Here is a 19187-nt window from a genome sequence, read left to right on the forward strand (position 1 = left end):
CGGCTCCAAGGAACACGCCACGCATTTTGAGGAAATCTGCGGCGGCAACGCACTCAATGCCGCGATCGGAATCGTTCGGCTCGGCGGTCGTGCCTCGATCTGCGGACCGATGGGCGATGCGCGCGAAACGAGTTCCCGATATATCTTCGAGAAAATGGCGGAGGAAGGCATCGAGACCAAGCACATCGTGCACATGCCGGGACTGGTGACGCCGATTTCTAACATCATGATCGACCCCAGCGGCGAGCGCACCATCGTCACCTTCCGCGATCCGGAATTGTGGAATGTCCGCCTTCCCGACACCGACGCCCTTCTCGATGATTGCGATGCCATCCTGACCGAAAGCCGCTGTGCGAACTTCTGCACGGATCTTTGCGCCGAAGCTACGCGACGGGGCATTCCTGTGGTCGTCGACGTCGATCGTGCGATGTCATTGCGGGAGGGTCTGCTCACGGCATCCTCGCACCTGATCTTCTCGAGCGAGCCGCTGCAGCAGACCGCCGACGTCACCGATGACGGCGAGGCGCTCAAGAAGATCGCGAAACTGACCCCCTCCTTCCTGGCGGGCACCCGTGGCGCGCAAGGCACGATCTGGCTCGACGAGAAGCAGAACCTGCAACAGACGCCCGCCTTCCCGGTGCACACCGTGGACACGCTCGGGGCCGGCGACGTGTTCCACGGCGCGTTTGCGCTGGCGATCACCGAAGGCCAGGACCTGCCGGCTGCCTTGCGGTTCGCATCGGCCGCTGCAGCCCTGAAATGCACGCGGTTCGGCGGCGCCTTCGCCGCCCCGCAACGTGCTGAAGTTGAAGCGCTTTTAGGCGGACGGCGGCCGCCGCCCCCACTCGGCGCGGCATAATAATGACTTGAACTAGAAGAATTTTCTATATATCAGGACTTATGGCCTGATAATTGGAAGAAAGTTCTTTTAAGTGACCGACCTCGCCATTCCCACCGCCACCGAGCCCAACCGCAGGCTCGATGCGATCGATCGCAAGATCCTGACGGTCCTGCAACAGGACGCCTCGCTCTCGGTTGCGGAGATCGGCGACCGCGTCGGTCTTTCCTCGACCCCCTGCTGGAAGCGAATCCAGCGCCTGGAAGCCGACGGCGTCATCTTGCGCCGGGTCGCGCTGGTCGACCAGAACAAGATCGGGCTCGGCATCACGGTGTTCGTGTCGGTCGAAAGCGCCGACCATTCCGAAGCGTGGTTGCGGAAATTCGCCGAGGCCGTTTCTGCCATGCCCGAGGTGATGGAATTTTACCGGATGGCGGGCGATGTCGACTACATGCTGCGCGTCGTGACTGCCGACATGCAAAGCTACGACGTGTTCTACAAGAAGCTGATCGGCGCCGTCCCATTGAAGAATGTGACGTCGCGTTTCGCGATGGAAAAGATCAAGTCGGTGACGTCGCTTCCGGTGCCGGCGAATTAGCACGATGAGATTGGATTGAATCATCGTCGCGCTTAGGTCTCTGATTGAGCCTGATCTCCGCGCAAACGCGTTCCGCGTTTGTCGCGAGGGAAAACCGCTACACATTTTTTCCGACCATGAATCTCGCTAGCGCGCGCGATTTCAGATCTTCTGATTGTATTCGCCGACTTCGCCGTGGGTACGCAGCACCGAATCCATCGCCTCGAACATGTCGCGCATGCGCTGTTCCGAGACCGGGCTTTCGACCACGACCACCAGCTCCGGCTTGTTGGAGGACGCGCGCACCAGTCCCCAGCTGCCGTCCTCGACGGTGACGCGCACGCCGTTGACGGTGACGAGGTCGCGGATATTCTGGCCGGCCACTTTCTCGCCGCGCTTTTTCAAATCTTCGAAGTGCTTTACTACCTGATCGGCCACGCCATATTTGGCCTCGTCGGCGCAATGCGGCGACATGGTCGGCGATGACCAGGTCTTCGGCAGGTCGTTCTTCAGATCGGCCATCGACTTATGCGGGGCGCGGTCGAGCATCTCGCACACCGCAATCGCGGAAACCAGCCCGTCGTCATAGCCGCGGCCAAACGGCTTGTTGAAGAAGAAGTGGCCGGATTTCTCGAAGCCCGCCAGCGCGCCCATTTCATGGGTGCGCCGTTTCATGTAGGAGTGGCCGGTTTTCCAGTAGGCGGTTTTCGCGCCCTGCTTCTGCAACACGGGATCGGTGACAAAAAGCCCTGTCGATTTCACATCGACGACGAATTGCGCGTCCTTGTGGATCGCCGACATGTCGCGCGCCAGCATAACGCCTACCTTGTCGGCAAAAATCTCTTCGCCCGTGTTGTCGACGACGCCGCAACGGTCTCCGTCGCCGTCGAAACCGAGACCGACGTCGGCCTTGTGCTGGAGGACCGCATCGCGGATGGCGTGCAGCATCTCCATGTCTTCGGGGTTCGGATTGTACTTCGGGAAGGTGTGGTCGAGATCGGCATCGAGCGGAATGACCTCACAGCCGATCGCCTGCATCACCTGCGGCGCGAACGCGCCCGCCGTGCCGTTTCCACACGCCACCACCGCCTTGAGCTTGCGCTTCAGCTTGGGGCGCCTGGTCAGATCGGCGATATAGCGCGCCGGAAAATTCTCGTGAAACTGATAGGAGCCACCGGCCTTGTTCTTGAACTCGGCGTTGAGCACGATCTCTTTCAGGCGGCTCATCTCATCCGGACCGAAGGTGAGCGGCCGGTTGGCGCCCATCTTCACACCAGTCCAGCCGTTGTCGTTATGCGAGGCAGTCACCATGGCCACGCAGGGCACGTCGAGATCGAACTGCGCGAAATACGCCATCGGCGTCATCGCGAGCCCGATGTCGTGCACCCGACAACCGGCGGCCTGCAAGCCCGAGATCAATGCGTATTTGATCGACGCGGAATAGCCGCGAAAATCGTGGCCGGTCACGACCTCTTGCTTGACGCCGAGTTCGGCGATTAGCGCGCCCAGCCCCATGCCGAGCGCCTGCACGCCCATCAAGTTGATTTCCTTGCCGAACAGCCAGCGCGCATCATATTCGCGAAAGCCGGTCGCCTTCACCATCGGCTCGGACTCGAACGCGTAGGTATTGGGAACCAGGACGGGCTTCGGTTTGGGAAACATTCGAAAGACCTTTGTCGACGTTCAACAATATGGCGGCAGGCATAGCGAATGCGCTGGCCTGATGAAAGGCAAAACCGCCGGCCTAACGGGTTAATTGCGAGGAGGAGCGACGCGCCTAGAGGCCCCGCGAGGTGCGGGAATTACTGCTCCAGCATCATCGTGCCGTTGGCATATTCGAAGCGCTTGAGCTTCGAGAGGAACGATAGTCCAAGCAGATTTTCCGACAGCGCTTCGTCCGGCAACACCATCGCGTCGACATCGTGCACGACAAGGCCGCCGACTTCGATCCTGGCCAGCCGTGCCGGTGCGGCCTTGACGGTGCCGTTGGCGGTCGAAACCGTCGCTCGATAATCGCTGCGCGACGGACGCAACCCGAACCGCGCCGCCGAGCTTTCGTTCAGCGCGACGACGGAAGCGCCGGTGTCGACCATGAAGGCGATGCGCTGGCCATCGATCCGCCCTTCGGTCGCGAAATGCCCGCGCGCGTCGTGGGGAATGCTAAGCGTGCGGAGACCGGCGTCGGACGGCGTCTCGGATACGATGGCCAATCTGGCGGGCGTTGCAGAAGCCGGTGCGGGCGTCAGCTTGTCGGCCATCTGCGCCATGAAGGTGCCGAGCCCGATCATGATCGCGGCAAAGATCATAATGTTACGCATAGCGCCACTCTAGCATCGCGGGTGCCGGGTCAATTTCATCATGGCGGCGACGAAACTTCGATGGTCGGCAAACCGCGCAGGCCGCAATTTTGGCGAAAATGATGAGCGAAGCGTTAACGAAGCCGTCGCAAGCGGTGCGCGAAGGGACCGGCGAACGCCCCATCGGATCACGTTCCCTTTCTCATGTTCCTTTGGGCTTGACGCGGCGGGTCGGCATGGCGTTCGCCGGATCCTCCGGCCAGGAATGACGGGGATAGCGTCCGCGCAGATCGGAGCGCACCGCTGCGTAACTGCCGCGCCAGAAGCCGGGCAGATCGCGCGTCACCTGTACCGGGCGGTGCGCCGGCGACAACAGCTCCAGCACCAGCGGAATGGCGCCTCGCGCAATCGACGGATGGCTGGTCAGTCCGAACAATTCCTGCAAGCGCACGGCGATGGTCGGCCCCTGCTCGGCCTCGTAGTCGATCGCAAGCGGCGTCCCGGTCGGCGCCTCGAAATGCGTCGGCGCTTCCTTGTCCAGCCGCACCCGCAAGGACCACGGCAGGAGCGCTTGCAACGCTTTCGACAGGTCGCCTGCGGAAAATGCCTTCAGCGACGTCTTGTCGAGCAGAGCCGGCGCGAGCCAGGTCGCGCGTTGGGCCGCGAGAGCATCATCGGACAAGTCCGGCCACGGATTTTCTGCGGACGATTTTTCCGCCGCACGCAGATACATCACGCGATCGCGCCATTGTTTGATCGGCTTTGTCCACGGCAGCTGATCGAGACCTGCCGAGATCAAGCCGTCGGCGAAAATCCTGGCGGTTTCAGCTGACAGTTCGATAGCGAGCGGCGCCTCCGACAGGGTGATCGCGTGCAGCGTCTTTCGGCGCCGCGCCCGCAACGCCATCGCGCCGCGATCGAAGGAGACTTCATCCGCCGTTTCGATCTGGTCGGCGAAATGCGCTTCGATCTGGCCCAGCGTGATCGGCGCCGCCAGCAGAATCCGGCCCTGCATGGCGGTGCCCGTCAATTCGGCAACCGCGATATAGGGCGTGCGCGACAGTGCCGCCGTTTGCTCGATCGCAGCACCGCGCCCATTGGCCAGCACGAAGCTGCCGTTGCCGCGATTCCTGGCGACGCGATCGGGAAAAGCCAGCGCCAACATCACGCCGGTCGAGGGTGGCTCGTCGCCAGCCGTCGCGCGGGTCCTGTCGCTGGCGGCTACCTGCGAAGCCCAACGCAGCGCCTGGCCGCGCGCCGCTTCCGCCCGCTGTGAGCGATCACGGCGAAATGCCTCCAGCCGGAGGTCGAGATCGACATGGTCGCCGCCAAGCCCGCGTTCGGTGAGGACGGTGGCGATCTCGGCCGCGGCGCGGGCTGACCCCAAATGATGCGAATCGACGATCATCCGCGCCAGTCGCGGCGGCAACGCCAGCGCCCGCAGGCTGCGGCCTTCGTCGGTGATCCGTCCGTCTGCGTCGAGCGCGCTAAGTTCGCGCAGTAGTTCGCACGCTTCCTTCAGCGCCGGCGTGGGAGGGGCATCGAGAAACGCCAGCGTCGCAGGATCGCTGACGCCCCATTGCGCGAGGTCGAGCACCAGCGACGACAGGTCGGCGCTCAGAATTTCCGGCTGCGTATAGGCCGCAAGCGAGGCGGTCTGCGGCTCGTCCCACAGCCGGTAGCATACGCCGGGTTCGGTGCGTCCGGCACGGCCGCGGCGCTGATCGACCGCTGCGCGCGAGGCGCGCACCGTCTCAAGCCGGGTCAGTCCGATATCCGGCTCATAGCGCGGCACACGCGCAAGGCCGGAATCGACCACAATCCGCACCCCCTCGATCGTCAGTGACGTTTCGGCAATCGAAGTTGCCAGCACGACCTTGCGGTGGCCTTTGGGAGCCGGCGCAATGGCGCGATCCTGGACTGAGGCCTCGAGCGCGCCGAACAGCGGAACGATTTCGATGGAGGCGTCGTGAACGCGCTCGCTGAGAAAATTCTGGGTGCGCCGAATTTCCGCCGCGCCCGGCAGAAAGGCCAGCACCGAACCGGGGTCGGCGCGCAGTGCGGTCGCGACCGCATCCGCCATCTGCCGCTCGACCGGCGCATCGGCCTTGCGGCCGAGATAGCGCGTCTCGACGGGAAAGGCGCGGCCTTCGCTCGCAACGACCGGCGCCTCGCCAAGCAGTTTAGCGACCCGCGCACCGTCGAGCGTGGCCGACATCACGAGGATGCGCAGGTCCTCGCGCAGGCCGGTTTGGGCATCGCGCGCCAGCGCAAGTCCGAGATCGGCGTCGAGCGAGCGTTCGTGGAATTCGTCGAACAGCACGGCGGCGACGCCGTTCAGTTCGGGATCGTCGAGAATCTGGCGGGAGAAAATACCTTCGGTGACGACTTCGATCCGCGTAGCCCGGGAGATCCTGGAGCCGAAACGGACGCGGTAGCCGACGGTTTCGCCGACCTTCTCGTGAAGCGTGTGCGCCATGCGTTCGGCGCTGGCGCGCGCCGCGATCCGCCGCGGCTCCAGCACGATGATCTTCTTATCCCTCACCCAAGGCGCGTCGAGCAGCGCCAGCGGCACCCGCGTGGTCTTGCCGGCGCCAGGCGGCGCGACCAGCACCGCGGCGTTGTGGCCGTCCAGCGTCCGCGCCAGATCGTCCAGCACGGCGTCGATGGGAAGAGGCGTGTCGAAGCTGCGGGGCAAAATTGGCTCGTTTGGTCCGGGTCCTCCGCAGAAGAGCTGCGCGTCAATCACGATATTCGACGCTCACATCATCTGCTTGAGTATCCTTGCGATAGACCTTATCGCCCGGGGGAATGGCAACTGTTACTACCTTGTCGTCCTTCCATTCAACGGTGAGCTGGCGCTGACCATTCATAGAGAAGAACGACGGGTTCCCATGCGGCGAAAAGCCCCCGGAGACAGAGGCCACACTTGCCTGCGTATTAAACCCAACCGTCGCCCCGCATTTTGTCTCAAAAATAATGACCCTTTTCTTCCGGTCGGGGCTGGGTATGGACTGATGAACGACAATCTCGCAAGGATCAAAGATGTATGCGTCATAGGCTAAAAAGCCGGCTGCGGCCACTCCGGCAACTGCACCGACAATTGCAATTCTCTTCAGAGACATGGGGACATGAAGATCAATCCAGCGAATTAGGCGGCCGGCCGACGCTCTCATAGACAAAGCCGTGCGCGGCCATGTCCTCAGGACGATAGACGTTGCGCAGGTCGACTACGACAGGATGGGCCAATTCGCTCTTGAGGCGTTCCAGATCGATCGCGCGGTATTGCGCCCACTCGGTCACCACGACCAGCGCGTCGGCGCCGCGCGCGCAGATATAGGGATCGTCGCAATATTCGATGTCGGGCAGTTCGCGGCGCGCCATCTCGATGCCGACCGGATCGTGCGCGCGCACCTTGGCGCCCATGTCGAGCAAACCAGTCACCAGCGGAATTGACGGCGCCTCGCGCATGTCGTCGGTGTCGGGCTTGAAAGTAAGGCCGAGCACAGCGACCGTCTTGCCGCGCAAATTGCCGCCGACGGCGCTGGAAACCTTGCGCGCCATGGCGCGCTTGCGGTTGTCGTTGACCGCGAGCACAGCTTCGACAATGCGCAGTTGCACGTCGTGGTCGAGCGCGATTTTCACCAGCGCGCGGGTATCCTTCGGAAAGCACGACCCGCCGAAACCAGGACCCGCGTGCAGGAACTTCCTGCCGATGCGGTTGTCGAGCCCGATGCCGCGCGCCACCTCTTGCACGTTGGCGCCGACCTTTTCGCAGAGATCGGCCATCTCGTTGATGAAGGTGATCTTGGTCGCGAGAAAGGCGTTGGCGGCGTATTTGATCGCCTCCGCCGTGCGGCGGCCGGTCAACATCAGGGGACCCTGGTTGAGCGACAGCGGCCGATAAATTTCGGCGAGCACCTGGCGCGCGCGCTCGTCCGCGGTTCCGATCACGATGCGGTCCGGGAATTTGAAGTCGCGGATCGCCGCACCCTCACGCAGGAATTCCGGGTTGGAGGCAACTGCGACGTCGGCTGCGGGATTGGCTTCGCGGATCAGGCGCTCAACTTCGTCGCCAGTCCCAACCGGCACGGTCGACTTGGTGATCACGACCGTGAACTTCTTCAGCGCGCCAGCGATCTCGCGCGCCGCCGCATAGACATAGCTGAGGTCAGCATGGCCGTCGCCGCGCCGCGACGGCGTGCCGACCGCGATGAACACCGCATCGGCTGCGGCCACCGGCCCGGCGAGATCGGTGGTGAAGTTCAGCCGGCCGGCCTTCGCATTACTCGCGACCAGCGCTTCGAGCCCGGGTTCGAAGATCGGGATTTCGCCGCGGTGAAGGGCGGCGATCTTGCCCGCATCCTTGTCCACGCAGGTAACGTCGTGGCCGAAATCCGCAAAACAGGCGCCTGACACCAGTCCCACATAGCCCGTGCCGATCATGGCGATACGCATCTGGAATCCTGTCGCAAATGGTTAACGGGTTGATTCGTTGAATCCGTCTTAGAGCATTTTGTCACAAACCAAAAACCGAACGCGCGCATGACGATGGCATGTCATTTGCGTGAATAAAGGAGAATGAAACGGATACGGCCGATGATGCGCCAAAGCCACCCCAAAAAGGGACAGCCATGACATCCAACGGCACATCTGCCGTTACCGTTATCGGTCAGACCGGCTCGAGCCGGGTCGACTGGGTCGATTACGCCAAGGGCATCTGTATCGTCATGGTGGTGATGATGCATTCGGTGCTGGGCGTGGAACTCGCCAGCGGCCAGACCGGCTTCATGCACTATGTGGTCGCGTTTGCCAAACCGTTCCGGATGCCGGATTTCTTCATGATCTCCGGCCTGTTCCTGCCGCTCGTGATCGACCGCGACTGGCGCACCTATCTCGACCGCAAGGTAGTGCACTTCGCGTACTTCTACGTGCTCTGGGTCACCATCCAGTTCGGCTTCAAGGCGCCCGCCTTTGCCGCCGAGTCGAGTTGGAGCCACGCCGGATATCTTTATCTCGAATCCTTCATCGAGCCGTTCGGCACGCTGTGGTTCATCTACGAACTACCGATCTTCTTCGTGGTCGCGAAGGCGACGCGCCGCTGCCCGCCGCTTCTGATCTGGGGCGTTGCGGCGCTGCTCGAAATGGCCCACACCTCGACCGGCTGGACCGCGATCGACGAATTCGGCGCGCGCTTTGTCTATTTCTATTCCGGCTATTTGTTCGCGGACCGCGTGTTCGCACTATCCAATCGGGCGCGAAAAGACCCGCACCTTGCGCTCGCAGCGCTCGCGCTCTGGGCTTTCGTCAACGAGAGCCTCGTGCAGTTGGGGGTGAGCGAATGGCCGCTGGTTTCGCTCTCGCTCGGACTTGCCGGTGCCTGCGCGATCATCACCATCGGCACCTTGTTCGCGCACATGGGCTGGCTGAATTTCCTGCGCTTCTGCGGCGAACATTCGATCGTGATCTATCTGGCTTTCTTTCTGCCGATGGCGGCAACGCGAACGCTGTTGCTGCACACCGGCCTTATCCACGACGTTGGCGTGATGTCGTTGACGGTTACGGCCGTAGGCCTCTTCGGCGCACTCGCTGTCTGGCAGGCGTCCCTCAAATTCGGGGCGAACTTCCTGTTCGAACGCCCCGATGCATTCTGGATCGCGCCGAAGAAGCCGAGCCCGGCGCTGCAAGCCGCGGAATAGTTCTCCGCCCCTACGGCTCAAGATAGAGCGCGCCAGAGGTGAGGCCAGCTTCCAGATCGGCATGGGCGCGTGCGGCTTCGCTCAACGGGTAGGACTGGCCGGACACCTTGAGTATCCCGTTTTGGATGCCGCCGAGCACGGCTTCGGCCGCCGAACGATAGGCCTGCGTCTCGTTCAGGTAGGCCATCACGCTTGGCCGGGCGAGCGAGATGCTGCGGCGCGGCCCGAGATCGCCGACATCGACCGGCGGAATCGATCCGGCGGCCTGGCCGATGCTCGCCACCACGCCGAACGGCCGCACGCAGGCGAACGTCTTGGCGAGCGTCGCGCCGCCGATGCCATCATAGGCGACATCGACGCCGCGCTTGCCGGTGAGGTCACCTACGGCTTGCGCAAAATCCGCATCACGGCCGACGATGACATGCTGCGCGCCCGCCCGGCGCGCGATTTCAGCCTTCGCCCCCGAACCGACGGCCCCGATCACGATTGCGCCGAGATGGCTCGCCCATCGCGTCAACAATTGCCCAACGCCGCCGGCTGCGCTGTGAACCAGCAGCGTCGTGCCTGAAGCCACCGGATAGACCCGATAAAGCAGCATGTGCGCGGTAATCGCCTTGACGAACGACGACGCCACGGCCTCGTCAGACAACGCATCCGGCATTTTGACCGCGCGCCACGCCGGCAGATTGCGCTCAGCCGCATAGGCCCCGACCGGCGCGCCTGCATAGGCGACGCGATCGCCGGCCTTGACCGACGTGACATCGGCGCCGACCGCGGCGACGACGCCAACGCCCTCGATGCCGGGGATATTGGCCGGCGGCAGCGGATAGAGACCCGCGCGCTGGTAGATATCGACGAAATTCACGCCGATGGCGGTCTGGCGGATGCGCACCTCGTCGGCCGCGGGAGGCGGCAGTTCGACATCGGCAACCTCAAACTGCTCGACCCCGCCGGGCGTCTTGACGCGAACAACCTTGGTCATGGCCTTTTCCTTTCGATCTGCTGGAAGGGGACTATGGCGACGCGGCCGAATATGCGAAATTCCTCAAATATGCGCTCTTGATGTGAGATTTTGCACAATGGCCGACTGGGAAGATCTCCACCACTTCGTCACCCTCGCCCGCGAAGGCACGCTCTCGGCGGCGGCCCGCACCCTCGGCGTCGACCACGCGACCGTTGCGCGGCGTGTGGCGGCGCTGGAAACCTCGACCGGGCTCAAGCTGGTCGACCGTCGCTCGCGCGCGACATTGCTCACCGACGATGGAAAGCGCATCGCCGCGGTCGCCTCTCCAATGGAGGAGGCGGCGTTCGCCGTAGGCCGCGCGGCGCAGGCGGCAAAGCCCGGCGTCGACGGCGAGGTCACGATCAGCGCGCCGCCAAACTTCGCGAGTTCAGTGATTGCACCGCAACTGGGGCGGCTGCGATCGCAGCACCCAGGCATCCGCATCAAGCTGATCGGCGAGAAACGACGGGCCTCGCTCGGCCGCCGGGAGGCGGACGTCGCGCTGCGGCTGATGCGCCCCGTCGAGGCCGGCCTGTTCGTGCGCAAACTCGGCAGCTTCGGCTTCAGCCTTTACGGCGCCCCTGTTTATCTGGAGAAAACTCCGCCGCACGCCTTCGCCTTCATCGGCTATGACGCCTCGATGGCTGCGTCGCCTCAGGAGGTCTGGCTGCGAGCAATCATCGGCAAGCGCGAGGTCGTGCTGCGCACCAATGACCTTGAGACCCAGGTCGCCGCCGCGCGCGCAGGCCTCGGCATCGCCGCTTTGCCGTGCTATCTCGGCGACGGCGATCCGCGCCTGCAGCGCCACGAGGTCGCGCAGAAGCCGATCAGCCGCGACGTCTGGCTTGCGGTGCACCGCGACCTGCGCCAGGTCCCACCCGTGCGTGCCGTCATGGAATTTCTGGTGAGCTGCCTGAAATCATAAGAAAAACGAAAAATCCCGTGCGCGGCGCAGGGGGAACGGGTGCCAAGCGCGGGAAAAATCCCTACATTGCGGCCATGCCAAAGCCCTCCCCGAAAGCCGCCACCAAACCCGTCGCCGCAAAAGCCCTCGCCAAGGGCGATCACGTGTTTCTGGTCGACGGTTCCTCCTATATTTTTCGCGCCTATCACGCGCTGCCGCCGCTCACCCGCAAGTCCGACGGATTGCAGGTCAATGCCGTGCTCGGATTCTGCAACATGCTGTGGAAGCTGTTGCGCGACATGCCGCCGGACAACCGGCCGACGCATCTGGCCATCGTCTTCGACAAGTCTGAAATTACCTTCCGCAACAAGCTTTATCCCGACTACAAGGCGCACCGTCCGCCGGCGCCGGACGATCTCATTCCACAATTCGCATTGATCCGCGACGCAGTGCGCGCGTTCGATCTGCCGTGCCTCGAACAGATTGGCTTTGAGGCCGACGACCTGATTGCAACCTACGCACGGCAGGCGAGCCGATGCGGCGCCACCACGACCATCGTGTCGTCGGACAAGGACCTGATGCAGCTCGTCGACGACAAGGTGACGATGTTCGACACCATGAAGGACCGCCGCATCGGGATTCCGGAGGTAATCGAGAAATTCGGCGTGCCGCCGGAGAAAGTGGTCGAGGTTCAGGCGCTGGCGGGCGATTCCACCGACAACGTGCCGGGCGTGCCCGGCATCGGCATCAAGACGGCGGCGCAGCTGATCGTCGAATATGGCGATCTCGAAGCGTTGTTGAAGCGCGCCGGCGAGATCAAGCAGCCGAAACGGCGCGAGGCGCTGATCGAGAATGCCGAGAAGGCGCGTATTTCGCGGCAGCTGGTGCTGCTCGACGACAAGGTCAAGCTCGACGTCGCGCTGGACGATCTCGCCGTGCACGAGCCCGATGCGCGCAAGCTGATCGCGTTTTTGAAGGCGATGGAGTTTTCCACCCTCACCCGCCGCGTCGCCGAATACTCGCAAATCAATCCGGCGGATGTGCAAGCCGACGCCGGGAAGTCGAGCGCCTTCTCGCCGCTTCCGTTGGCCGAGAAGGTCGACGAATCCGGCAACGCGCCCCAAGGCGATCCGGGCGGCGACCTGTTTGCGGGCGAGATGCCGTCAGCAAGAGGCAAAGCCGGCGCGCCGGGCAAGCCAGGCGACCGGAGCGACAAGGCATCGAGCCTGAAAGGTACGCCAAGGGCGCTGGCCGCCGCGCGCGCAGAAGAGGCGCGCAACACGCCGGTCGATCGCAAGAAGTACGGGACCGTGCGTGCGCTGCCGGACCTGAAGGCATGGGTTGCGCGCGCACATGAGGCCGGCCAGTTCGCCTTCGAAGCCAAGGCAAGTTACGAAGACCCGATGCAGGCGGATATCAGCGGCATCGCGCTGGCGCTCACTGCCAACGACGCCTGCTACGTTCCGCTCGGCCACAAACAGGCCGGCGACGGCGGCGGACTTTTCGCCGCCGGCCTCGCGCCAGACCAGATCAAGCTGACGGAGGCGCTTGGCGCGCTGCGGCCGCTGCTGGAATCGGCGAGCATTCTCAAGATCGGCTTCAATATCAAGTTCGGCGCCGTGATGCTGGCGCAAGCCGGCATCACGCTTCGCAACTACGACGACGCGCAATTGATGAGTTATGCGCTCGATGCCGGCCGCGGCTCGCACGAACTCGACTCCCTTTCGGAATCCTGGCTCGGCCACACCACCATCACGCATAGCGAACTGATCGGCAGCGGCAAGAACAAACTCAGCTTCGATCAGGTCACCATCGAAAGGGCGAGCGAATATTCGGCCGAAGATGCCGACATGATCCTGCGGCTATGGCGGGTACTGAAGCCGCGCCTGGTCGCCGAGCGCATGAACGTGGTCTACGAGATGCTGGAGCGGCCGCTGGTTGCCGTGCTGGCGCGGATGGAGCGGCGCGGCATCTCGATCGATCGGCAGGTACTGTCGCGGCTGTCAGGCGATTTCGCGCAAACGGCCGCACGGGTCGAAGCTGAAATTCAGGAGATTGCGGGCGAGCCGGTCAATGTCGGCAGCCCCAAGCAGATCGGCGATATCATCTTCGGAAAGATGGGCATCCCCGGCGGCACCAAGACCAAGACCGGCGCGTGGTCGACCTCGGCGCAAATCCTCGACGACCTCGCCGAGCAGGGTCACGAATTTCCGAAGAAAATTCTGGAGTGGCGGCAGGTCTCTAAGCTGAAATCGACCTATACCGACGCGCTGCCGACCTATGTGCATCCCGATACCCACCGCGTGCACACGACCTACGCGCTGGCGGCGACCACCACGGGGCGGCTGTCGTCGAACGAACCGAACCTGCAGAACATTCCGGTGCGCACCGAAGACGGCCGAAAGATCCGCCGCGCGTTTATCGCCTCACCCGGCCACAAGCTGGTCTCGGCAGACTATTCGCAGATCGAATTGCGGCTGCTTTCGGAGATCGCCGACATTCCCGTGCTCAAGCAGGCGTTCCGCGACGGTCTGGACATTCACGCCATGACGGCGTCGGAGATGTTCGGCGTGCCCGTCAAGGACATGCCTGGCGAAGTGCGGCGCCGGGCGAAGGCAATCAATTTCGGCATCATCTATGGCATCTCGGCGTTCGGGCTCGCCAACCAGCTTGGCATCGCCCGCGAGGAAGCGTCCGCCTACATCAAGAAATATTTCGAGCGATTTCCGGGCATCCGCGCCTACATGGACGCGACGCGCGATTTCTGCCGCACCCACGGTTATGTCGAGACGCTGTTTGGCCGGAAATGCCACTACCCGGACATCAAGGCATCCAACGCCTCGGTCCGCTCATTCAACGAGCGTGCGGCGATCAACGCCCGGCTTCAGGGTACAGCCGCCGACATCATCCGCCGCGCCATGATTCACATGGAAGAGGCGCTGGCCGAGAAGAAGCTGTCCGCGCAGATGCTGCTTCAGGTGCATGACGAACTGATCTTCGAGGTGCCCGACGACGAAGTGGCGGCGACGCTGCCGGTGGTCCAGCATGTCATGGAAAACGCGCCGTTCCCCGCCGTGATCCTGTCGCTGCCGCTGCATGTCGATGCGCGTGCGGCGAACAACTGGGACGAAGCGCACTGAGTTCTACGGAAGATTTAAGCCGTCATTGCCTGCGACAAACGCAAGCGTTTGCGCAAGGGAGAGTTGGCGAGCGAATTTACTCCGCCGCGAGCTTGACCTCGGGTGCGGCGGCGCGGACGTCGGCATCGACCTTGGCTTCGAACTTGGCGAAGTTTTTCTGGAACATGCCGACCAGAGCGCGGGCGGTCTTGCCGAACTCGACTTTGTCCTTCCAGGTGTTCACGGGGTCGAGGATGTCGCTCGGCACGCCGGGCAGCGCCATCGGCACTTCGAAGCCGAAATATTTGTCGGTGCGGAATTCGACGTTGCGGAGCGAGCCGTCGAGCGCCGCGGTGAGCAAAGTCCGCGTCACCTTGATCGGCATCCGCGAACCGGTGCCGAACTTGCCGCCGGTCCAGCCGGTGTTGACCAGCCAGCAATCGACATTGTGCTTGGCGATCAGCGCACGCAGCATGTTGCCGTAGACCGAAGGATCGAGCGGCAGGAACGGCGAACCGAAGCAGGTCGAGAATTCCGGCTGCGGCTCATTGCCAAGACCGCGCTCGGTGCCCGCAACCTTGGCCGTATAGCCGGACAGGAAATGGTACATCGCCTGCGCCGGCGAGAGCCTTGCGATCGGCGGCAGAACGCCGAAAGCGTCGGCGGCGAGCATCACGACGTTCTTCGGATGACCCGCACGTCCGGTGCGCGAGGCATTGGGGATGAATTCGAGCGGATACGCAGATCGCGTATTCTCCGTCTTCGAGCCGTCGTCCCAATCGGGCGCCCGCGTAAACTCGTCGAGCACCACGTTTTCCAGCACGGCGCCAAAACGCTTGCTGGCGGCGTAAATCTCGGGCTCGGCCTCTTCCGACAGCTTGATGCACTTGGCGTAGCAGCCGCCCTCGAAATTGAAGATGCCGTCACTGCCCCAGCCATGCTCGTCGTCGCCGATCAGCGTGCGCTTGGGGTCGGCCGAAAGCGTGGTCTTGCCGGTGCCGGACAGGCCGAAGAAAATCGCGCTGTCGCCGGCAGGCCCGACGTTGGCCGAGCAGTGCATCGGCATCACGCCGCGCGCGGGCAGATAGAAATTGAGCGTCGTGAACACGCTTTTCTTCATCTCGCCGGCATAATAAGACCCGCCGATCAGGACGATCCTGCGGGTGAAATCGATCGCGACTACGTTCTCCGAGCGTACGCCGTGACGTTTGGGATCGGCGCGGAAGCTTGGCAGGTCGATGATGGTGAGTTCGGGCTCGAAACCCGCGAGTTCCGACTGCTCCGGGCGCCGCAGCAGCGTGCGAATGAACAGCGAATGCCAGGCCAGTTCGGTGAAGACACGTGTCTTGATCTGGAATGTCGGATCGGCGCCGCCATTAAGGTCCTGCGCGAACAACGTCATGCCTTCGGCATGCTTGAGGAAGTCGGCATAGATCGTTTCGAACTGTTCGGCCGTTATCGACTGGTTGCCGGCCCACCACATCTTCTTGTCGGTGGTGGCGTCGCGAACCGTGAACTTGTCCTTCGGACTGCGGCCGGTGAACTCACCGGTATCGGCGCAGAGCGCACCATCCGCAGAAAGCTTCGCCTCGCCCGCCGACAGCGAATGCTGATAGAGCTGAGCTGCGCCGAGATTCCAATGCACGCCCTTCAGATTTTTCAAGCCGAATTTGTCGGCCCCAAAAGCGCCGTTGCGCTTACCGGTCTCTTGCACGAAAAAACCCTCCTCGAATCCGCGTTTCTTGATCGCGCCAATGCCACTAGTGGAGTGGATTTGACATTCGCTACCCATTTGGCTGCGAGTTCGTCAAGCGAATGTCAAAGCCGAAACTCCACTAGAACCCTATATTTCACTAGTGTCCCTTTGGTTCTGACATTCGCAAACCCGCCGCGACAAGATGCGAATGTCAGAACCGGGACACTAGCCGCGCGTCCGTCACGGTTAGGCCGTTGAGTATAGCCGCAGGACCAAGGCCCCGCGAACTAAACTTTCCGGCGATCTAATATTGATGAACGCCCGGCTTGCCAAGCCGATCCCAACGTTGTGGTTTATTCCAAAACGCGCACCCAACCCGTTGGATTCGCATGTTGCAATGCAAGGCGATCTAAGCTTCTGCCCGTGCCTGTTCCGCCAGGCGGACCAACATCTTGCGCAGCTCACCAGGGCTCGTGACCCGCTCCGGAAAGTCGAGCCTTAAGACCCTGTTGGCCGCCTGCAAGTCGATCCCATCCGGATCGATTCCGGTGCAGCGCCAGTCTGCCGCGGCTGCCCCGACGAGACGTGTGGCATAAAGACCCAGCGCTTGCTGATGGTCGGCGTTCATATGCTCGACCGCACCTTGTTCTGCTGCCAGCAGTTCGGTTGCATCCGAGATTTCCGTCAGAAATTCCGCCGGCTCCAAGTCCACGATCCGTCCAAATCCCGCCACCAGATGAGTTCCCGCGGGAACGATTCGGAAAAAAGAAAAGTCCTTGAAGTCGACGAAAGCTTCTGCGGTCGGATGTGCATTGAGATAGCGCTGACGCAATATTTCTCTGCCGGAGGTGACTTCTTCGGCGCGGCCCGACAGCATGATCCGCGAACCCTCCAGCGGATCGCCTTCGACCCGCTCATCGAGCATCAGTGAGACTCTGGAATCTGCGAGCAAATTCCTGGTGTGAAGCGCGAGGCGGGAAATCAGCAGGATCGGCGAGCCGTCGGGATGGCTCGCGACGTTCACCAGAGAGCAATAGGGATCGCCGCTGCCCGCCATCAAGGTTGCGAGCGCGCCGTGCCGACTGCGGCGCAAAAGCGATTTGACCGCATTGGAAGGGTTAAAATCCTCCGTCAATTGCATCGATTATTTCCCTCGCATCCTATTGCAATTCGGACCTTTTTTCGGCTAAACGAGCGTCCAGATGGCTCGAAGCGCCCAAGGTTGAGGAGGCGCTTTCATGGAACTCGGTCACACTTCAGCCCAGCTTGCATTGCTCGTTGACCGCGTTCGAAGCCCAATTATGCGGCGCACCAGACAATTTGCCGCCGTTTCAGCAACGTGAGTGCGGCGGATTTGACTTTCGCTTCGGTATCGCAGCGAGTTCTTGAGGCGAATGTCAAATCCGAAACCGCACTAGGAAACCAACATTTGCCAGTGCCCCAGGTTCTGACATTCGTAAACGAACCCGCCGCGATATCAAACGAATGCCGGAACCCGATACTGGTAGTGGAATCTGAAAGCAGGCTCATGCCCACCATTGCTTTGGTCGACGACGACCGCAACATTCTCACATCGGTCTCGATTGCGCTTGAAGCCGAAGGCTATCGCATCATGACCTATACGGACGGTGCATCCGCGCTCGATGGATTCCGGACCAGTCCGCCGGACCTTGCCATCCTCGACATCAAGATGCCGCGCATGGACGGCATGGAGACGCTGAGGCGGCTGCGGCAGAAATCCGATCTGCCGGTGATCTTCCTCACCTCCAAGGACGAGGAAATCGACGAGTTGTTCGGCCTCAAGATGGGCGCCGACGATTTCATCCGCAAACCGTTCTCGCAGCGGCTCCTGGTCGAACGCGTCAAGGCGGTGCTGCGCCGCTCGGCGCCGAAGGACCCGACCGCCGTTCCGAAGGAAACCGACGCCAAGGCGCTCGATCGCGGCCTGTTGCGCATGGATCCGGAACGCCACACCTGCACCTGGAAGAACGAGCCGGTCACCCTTACGGTGACGGAGTTTCTGATTCTTCAGGCGCTCGCGACGCGGCCTGGCGTCGTGAAAAGCCGCAACGCGCTGATGGACGCAGCGTACGATGATCAGGTTTACGTCGATGATCGCACCATCGACAGCCACATCAAGCGGCTGCGCAAGAAGTTCAAGGTTGTCGACGACGAATTCGAGATGATCGAAACCCTCTATGGGGTCGGATACCGTTTCAAGGAAACCTGAGGGCGTAGCGGTCCGATTCTCCTCGGCGGTTTTGCAGACTGACACCACCACAGGCGCGGTGGTAGGATGATCACCGCGCTACCTTTCCGAAGTTCGCGTTAGTGGGTGCGGCGATGGAGCACGAACTTCGGAAAGTGGGCATTAGCCCTTCGAAACAACCTGCGGTTTTGGCCATTGCTTGATCGAACGCAGCCTGATGCGAGCCTGAGCGCCGACGACGCCACAACGCCGGTCGTTACGGATGCCGTTGCCGCCGAAAGCCAACCTTCGCGGTCGTGGCGGCCGCTGGGCTGGCTGCACCGGTTCGGACAGTTTGTCTTCGCGTTGAGCTTCTCGAGCCTGACGCGCCGCATCGTCTCGCTGAACATCGCTGGCCTGCTCGCGCTGGTGGCGAGCATTCTCTATCTCTCGCAATTTCGCGCCGGCCTGATCGATGCGCGCGCGCAAAGCCTCCTGGTACAAGCAGAGATCATCGCGGGCGCAATCGCGGCATCGGCGACCGTCGAGACCAACGCCATCACCATCGACCCCGAGAAGCTCGCGGAGTTGAAGCCTGGCGACGTCTCCCCTCCGCCGGAGGAATCCGCGCTTGATTTTCCGATCAATCCGGAACGGGTAGCGCCGGTGCTGCGCCGGCTGATTTCGCCGACCAAGACCCGCGCCCGCATCTACGACCGCGACGGCGGACTCATTCTCGACAGCCGCAGCCTTTACGGCCGCGGCGACGTGCTGCGCTTCGAACTGCCGCCGCCCTCGGTGGAGAAGCCGGGCTTCTTCGAACGGATGACGATCGCGATCCGGACCTGGCTCAATCGCGGCGACCT

At 62.5% G+C, this 19187-nt stretch carries 15 protein-coding genes; 7 read left to right on the forward strand and 8 right to left on the reverse strand.

All coding sequences use genetic code 11. From position 1 onward, the window contains the following. Positions 1-859, forward strand: an 859-nt coding sequence (locus tag M6D32_RS19100; RefSeq protein ID WP_298259060.1) for a PfkB family carbohydrate kinase, incomplete at its 5' end; no start/stop codon positions are given. 73 nt (positions 860-932) lie between these two features. After that, complete coding sequence (locus M6D32_RS19105; protein WP_298259062.1) at positions 933-1436, forward strand: Lrp/AsnC family transcriptional regulator; 504 nt, start codon at positions 933-935, stop codon at positions 1434-1436. Positions 1437-1577: 141 nt separating this feature from the next. Here M6D32_RS19105 and M6D32_RS19110 read toward each other — a convergent pair whose 3' ends face one another. The 5 genes from M6D32_RS19110 to M6D32_RS19130 form a co-directional block, all read right to left on the reverse strand. Continuing rightward, on the reverse strand, positions 1578-3077 hold the full coding sequence (locus tag M6D32_RS19110) for a phosphomannomutase/phosphoglucomutase (RefSeq protein ID WP_298259064.1): 1500 nt from the start codon (positions 3075-3077) through the stop codon (positions 1578-1580). A gap of 140 nt (positions 3078-3217) precedes the next feature. After that, positions 3218-3733, reverse strand: a complete 516-nt coding sequence (locus M6D32_RS19115; RefSeq protein ID WP_298259066.1) for a TIGR02281 family clan AA aspartic protease — start codon at positions 3731-3733, stop codon at positions 3218-3220. A gap of 181 nt (positions 3734-3914) precedes the next feature. Further along, positions 3915-6410: an ATP-dependent helicase HrpB gene (gene hrpB, locus M6D32_RS19120; protein ID WP_298259068.1), complete on the reverse strand. Its 2496-nt coding sequence runs from the start codon at positions 6408-6410 to the stop codon at positions 3915-3917. 43 nt (positions 6411-6453) lie between these two features. Continuing rightward, positions 6454-6837, reverse strand: coding sequence for a hypothetical protein (locus tag M6D32_RS19125; protein ID WP_298259070.1), 384 nt, complete (start codon positions 6835-6837; stop codon positions 6454-6456). Positions 6838-6850: 13 nt separating this feature from the next. Further along, entirely contained in the window at positions 6851-8170 is a 1320-nt protein-coding gene (locus M6D32_RS19130) for a UDP-glucose/GDP-mannose dehydrogenase family protein (protein WP_298259072.1), read from the reverse strand. Positions 8171-8346: 176 nt separating this feature from the next. On the opposite strand from M6D32_RS19130, the gene M6D32_RS19135 reads away from it, so the two are divergent. Further along, positions 8347-9411, forward strand: coding sequence for an acyltransferase family protein (locus M6D32_RS19135; RefSeq protein WP_298259074.1), 1065 nt, complete (start codon positions 8347-8349; stop codon positions 9409-9411). 10 nt (positions 9412-9421) lie between these two features. Here the strand turns inward: M6D32_RS19135 and M6D32_RS19140 are convergent, their stop codons facing one another. Further along, positions 9422-10393: a quinone oxidoreductase gene (locus M6D32_RS19140; protein WP_298259076.1), complete on the reverse strand. Its 972-nt coding sequence runs from the start codon at positions 10391-10393 to the stop codon at positions 9422-9424. A gap of 97 nt (positions 10394-10490) precedes the next feature. Here M6D32_RS19140 and M6D32_RS19145 point away from each other — a divergent pair, with 97 nt between their 5' ends. Together M6D32_RS19145 and polA are read left to right on the forward strand one after the other, a co-directional pair. After that, positions 10491-11339, forward strand: a complete 849-nt coding sequence (locus M6D32_RS19145) for a LysR family transcriptional regulator (protein ID WP_298259079.1) — start codon at positions 10491-10493, stop codon at positions 11337-11339. A 74-nt stretch (positions 11340-11413) separates the two neighbouring features. Continuing rightward, positions 11414-14458 carry a DNA polymerase I gene (polA, locus tag M6D32_RS19150; RefSeq protein WP_298259080.1) on the forward strand — a complete coding sequence of 1015 codons (3045 nt, stop codon included), beginning with the start codon at positions 11414-11416 and terminating at the stop codon, positions 14456-14458. A 76-nt stretch (positions 14459-14534) separates the two neighbouring features. Here polA and M6D32_RS19155 read toward each other — a convergent pair whose 3' ends face one another. Together M6D32_RS19155 and M6D32_RS19160 are read right to left on the reverse strand one after the other, a co-directional pair. Continuing rightward, a complete protein-coding gene (locus M6D32_RS19155) occupies positions 14535-16151 on the reverse strand; it encodes a phosphoenolpyruvate carboxykinase (RefSeq protein ID WP_298259082.1) in 1617 nt (538 codons plus the stop codon). Positions 16152-16542: 391 nt separating this feature from the next. Continuing rightward, a complete protein-coding gene (locus M6D32_RS19160) occupies positions 16543-17274 on the reverse strand; it encodes a DUF2470 domain-containing protein (RefSeq protein WP_298259084.1) in 732 nt (243 codons plus the stop codon). Positions 17275-17661: 387 nt separating this feature from the next. Here M6D32_RS19160 and M6D32_RS19165 point away from each other — a divergent pair, with 387 nt between their 5' ends. Then, positions 17662-18363 carry a response regulator transcription factor gene (locus M6D32_RS19165; RefSeq protein WP_298102756.1) on the forward strand — a complete coding sequence of 234 codons (702 nt, stop codon included), beginning with the start codon at positions 17662-17664 and terminating at the stop codon, positions 18361-18363. Between the two features lie 174 nt (positions 18364-18537). Next, a partial coding sequence (locus M6D32_RS19170; protein WP_298259086.1) for a stimulus-sensing domain-containing protein occupies positions 18538-19187 on the forward strand: 650 nt, incomplete at its 3' end.

Source organism: Bradyrhizobium sp. (assembly GCF_027307225.1).
Taxonomy (GTDB): domain Bacteria; phylum Pseudomonadota; class Alphaproteobacteria; order Rhizobiales; family Xanthobacteraceae; genus Bradyrhizobium.

Excerpts from the sequence above, each read along its gene's own strand:
- M6D32_RS19130 (WP_298259072.1), bottom strand. The coding sequence starts at position 8,170 with ATGCGTATCGCCATGATCGGCACGGGCTATGTGGGACTGGTGTCAGGC.
- M6D32_RS19165 (WP_298102756.1), top strand. The coding sequence starts at position 17,662 with ATGCCCACCATTGCTTTGGTCGACGACGACCGCAACATTCTCACATCG.
- M6D32_RS19140 (WP_298259076.1), bottom strand. The coding sequence starts at position 10,393 with ATGACCAAGGTTGTTCGCGTCAAGACGCCCGGCGGGGTCGAGCAGTTT.
- M6D32_RS19125 (WP_298259070.1), bottom strand. The coding sequence starts at position 6,837 with ATGTCTCTGAAGAGAATTGCAATTGTCGGTGCAGTTGCCGGAGTGGCC.
- M6D32_RS19135 (WP_298259074.1), top strand. The coding sequence starts at position 8,347 with ATGACATCCAACGGCACATCTGCCGTTACCGTTATCGGTCAGACCGGC.
- polA (WP_298259080.1), top strand. The coding sequence starts at position 11,414 with ATGCCAAAGCCCTCCCCGAAAGCCGCCACCAAACCCGTCGCCGCAAAA.
- M6D32_RS19110 (WP_298259064.1), bottom strand. The coding sequence starts at position 3,077 with ATGTTTCCCAAACCGAAGCCCGTCCTGGTTCCCAATACCTACGCGTTC.
- M6D32_RS19145 (WP_298259079.1), top strand. The coding sequence starts at position 10,491 with ATGGCCGACTGGGAAGATCTCCACCACTTCGTCACCCTCGCCCGCGAA.
- M6D32_RS19115 (WP_298259066.1), bottom strand. The coding sequence starts at position 3,733 with ATGCGTAACATTATGATCTTTGCCGCGATCATGATCGGGCTCGGCACC.
- M6D32_RS19160 (WP_298259084.1), bottom strand. The coding sequence starts at position 17,274 with ATGCAATTGACGGAGGATTTTAACCCTTCCAATGCGGTCAAATCGCTT.